3 protein-coding genes are annotated in these 3,307 nt (G+C 43.1%); 1 reads left to right on the forward strand and 2 read right to left on the reverse strand.

All coding sequences use genetic code 11. The features are described from left to right. Positions 1-157 precede the first annotated feature (157 nt). Positions 158-1,429: an IS110 family transposase gene (locus AB4Z45_RS32815; RefSeq protein WP_441913824.1), complete on the forward strand. Its 1,272-nt coding sequence runs from the start codon at positions 158-160 to the stop codon at positions 1,427-1,429. Positions 1,430-1,793: 364 nt separating this feature from the next. Here the strand turns inward: AB4Z45_RS32815 and AB4Z45_RS32820 are convergent, their stop codons facing one another. Further along, positions 1,794-2,294, reverse strand: coding sequence for a hypothetical protein (locus AB4Z45_RS32820; RefSeq protein ID WP_441913825.1), 501 nt, complete (start codon positions 2,292-2,294; stop codon positions 1,794-1,796). Between the two features lie 224 nt (positions 2,295-2,518). After that, complete coding sequence (locus AB4Z45_RS32825; RefSeq protein WP_441913826.1) at positions 2,519-2,929, reverse strand: hypothetical protein; 411 nt, start codon at positions 2,927-2,929, stop codon at positions 2,519-2,521. Positions 2,930-3,307 lie beyond the last annotated feature (378 nt).

Below are 3,307 nucleotides of genomic sequence, written 5' to 3' on the forward strand. Positions count from 1 at the left end.
TATCGTGTCCCGTTAGCATTCCTGTATATCGTGTCCCGTTAGCATTCCTGTAGAGCGTTAAATTTCCGCTTTGCATAAGAACGAGCGCCTCGGTACGATGGAAGTACGCAACGGGTCATAGCCCTAAAAATTCCATCATCCAGGAGGACGCTCTACTATGAAGTTTAAATCGCAAGCGAGACAAAATCAACTCATTGAAAAAATTACTGCTCAGCATTTAGTTATCGGGATCGACATCGCCCAGCAGATGCATGTTGCGCGCGCTGTAAATTTTCGTGGCATCATCATCGGAGACTACTTATCCTTTTCTAATAACAAGGAGGGGTTTCACAATCTTTTGCTATGGATTCAAAATCTGCAAACCACCCATCATTTAAGCGCAGCCGTCGTCGGGATGGAACCAACCGGGCATTATTGGCTTAACGTCTCTCGGTGGCTCACAGAACACCATTTTGAAGTCGTTTTAGTCAATCCGCATCTCGTCAAAAAGAACAAAGAGAATCGCGACAATACGCCCTCAAAGAGTGACAGAAAGGATGCACTCGTTATTGCCGACATGGTCAAGAACGGTTACTACTCGGAAACTCGCACGACCCCCGAAGCCTTCGAGGATCTACGTGTGCTTCTCTCTAATCGTGACTTCGTCGTCAAACGACTTGTTAGTGCCAAAAACCAGATCCACCGCTGGGTTGACGTTGTTTTCCCTGAACTACGCCACGTATTCAAAGACATCACCTGTATCGGTTCCATTGCTACACTTCGCCTCTTCCCTACTCCGGCGGAGCTCAGCAAGCTGCAGCCTCAGAACCTGATTCAGGGATGGAAAACCATCATGAAACGGCACTGTGGTGCTAGAAAAGCAAAAGCACTCATCGAGCTGGCCAACCATTCTGTAGGATCTCAGTCAGCTACGCATTACTACAAGCTTCACTTGAAACAATTGCTCGCCGAGTATGATCTTGCTTGCGAACAGCTAGAGGTTGTAGAGAAGGAGATTTCAACCGTATTAGAACGCATTCCCTTTGCAAAATCCATCCTCGCGATTAAAGGGATTAGTGTCATTTCATTAGCTGGTATTTTGGGTGAGGCTGGGGACTTAAGCGGATTTGTTCACGGAAATGCTTTGCTGCGCCATGCAGGACTTAACCTCGCAGAAGCGAGCTCAGGCAAATGGACGGGGCAAATGAAGATTAGCAAACGCGGACGATCCCGCCTTCGCCGTTTCCTCTTCATGGCTACTATGAGTTTGGTCATCAACAATTCGGAGTTTCAAGCGATGCATGCATACAATGTGCAATTCAAGAAGATGAAGAAAATGAGGTCCATTATGAAACTATGCGGTAAATTGGCTAGAATACTAGTCGGGATGGCGCGCAGCGGTAAAGCCTACATGCCACAAAAAACGTTACCGCTCTTGCAAGCAGCTTAACCTAACAACCCGTTTCATTGTACGAGTTTTGGCTTATTCGCAGGATTTCAAAGAAAGCACGGAGTACCGGATTCATTAAACCAAAGGGCACCGACCCGTACCGTTAGCAAGACCGGCCTCCACCCCTTGGATAGGCGTAACGAAGGAATGAGAGGGCTTTGACCCGTTAAGACATGGGAGTGAAAACCTCCAAGGGCGGCGTGGAGAATGCGTGCAGTAAATGGAAGTATATGGGGCGACAATACCCCCCTTTATTCCCGTGCGCCTTCATGTTGCCGAAGTCTAACACGGCGTTCCCCTTCTTGTCTTTCAGCCCTTACCAACCGGGCGAAATCCTGCGAATAAGCGAGCATTCGTGAGAAAATCATATCGTACCAAGGGAGATAACATATATACTTGCTTTTAGTTTTCTATCAGGGCTTATAATAGGCTTTTTCCAATACCATTCATTTTTGAATTTAGCTCCTTTTACTTTTTCAAATGCTTGTTCGAATGGAGCTGAATCCCAACATTTTTCAGAAATAATCTTATCAATTCCTCTTCTCAATAATTTAAATGTTGTATCTTTTTTTTCTTGATCATTCATAGTGAAAAATGAATCTACATGAAATTGAACTTGAACAGTACAAACACCTGTATAGTCTATGACTCCCGGATCAATGATTTCATCCACACATTCAATCAATACTTTCCATGAATCGGTTGTCTTGAATTTATCAAAGGATCTTTCATATAAAGAAGCGATACATCGGATCTGATCCCGAAATTGAACTCGTTTTTGTTTCCAAGATGCTTCATAATCCACAGGTGTTCCAGCTTCATTTGTATAGGGGATGTCTAAATCAAACTCTTTTAGGATGGGCATTCCTAACCCTCAATTCTATCGATTATTAATTATAAATTCGGGAACATAATTGAGTTATCCTGCCCGTTAGCTCAACGAGGCTCCCGTTCATTTCCAGCAGCATCGTCTTGGTGATTGTTACACTATAGTTTCCCGTTAGTTCAGCGAATTGATTTTTAAACTTTATCTAAGTGATCTAGATGCAGGTGTTAGCCTAATGGTTCAAATGTTTTATGCATTCAGCTTCAGTTCTGCTTGCTATTAAAATACTCTGCTGTTTCATGAATTTCATCATTTTCTGAGCATAATCCTCGATCAATAAATACTTTTAATAATTCTGGGGCTACCTCTTGTGTCACTTCTAGTAATCTAATGTATTGCCATTCGTCCGCCCAATCAATACTTCTATTAACAACTTCAGGGTAGTATTGTGTCAACCACTTGAGTGGTATTTTCTTCATACTATCTCTTGCTAAAGTAATTACAGTTATGTTCTGACTCTCGCAAGCATAATTAACAAGAACCCCCAGCAAGTTCATTCCAATTTCACTTGGCATTTGGTCGAGGGTTTTTAGACTTTCATAGGCATCGGGTAGTACTTTGTTAAGCGCTTTGCGTAACTGTAACTCGTAGGGATCAACTAATTGGCTGTCCATTATTATTCACCTCCGTAATCCACTGGTAAGGCCTTGAACTGACAATTGGCGGTTTCACTGTCGTACTTGTGTTTAACTACATCAAAGCAGCTACCTTTTCCACACTCCCTTTAGGAGTAAACTTACAATAATTCTTTAATGTATGTACTTCATTGCCATTGTGTAATCCATTGCCCAATTGTTTTGACTAGTTATTGTATCACAAAGCAATACACCTATAGAGATAAGTACTTAGGTCTTCAACTATCCTGCCCGTTCGTATTATGAGGTCACCAGATCTTTCTGGTAGACCTCATTTTTGTGTGGTCTTAAGATAGCGGTAGCCGGGGATCGAACGTACCTGCCCGTGGGAGCCAGATCCCGAGAGCTATACCGTTC

This window comes from Paenibacillus sp. MCAF9, from assembly GCF_052114265.1.
GTDB lineage: Bacteria > Bacillota > Bacilli > Paenibacillales > Paenibacillaceae > Pristimantibacillus.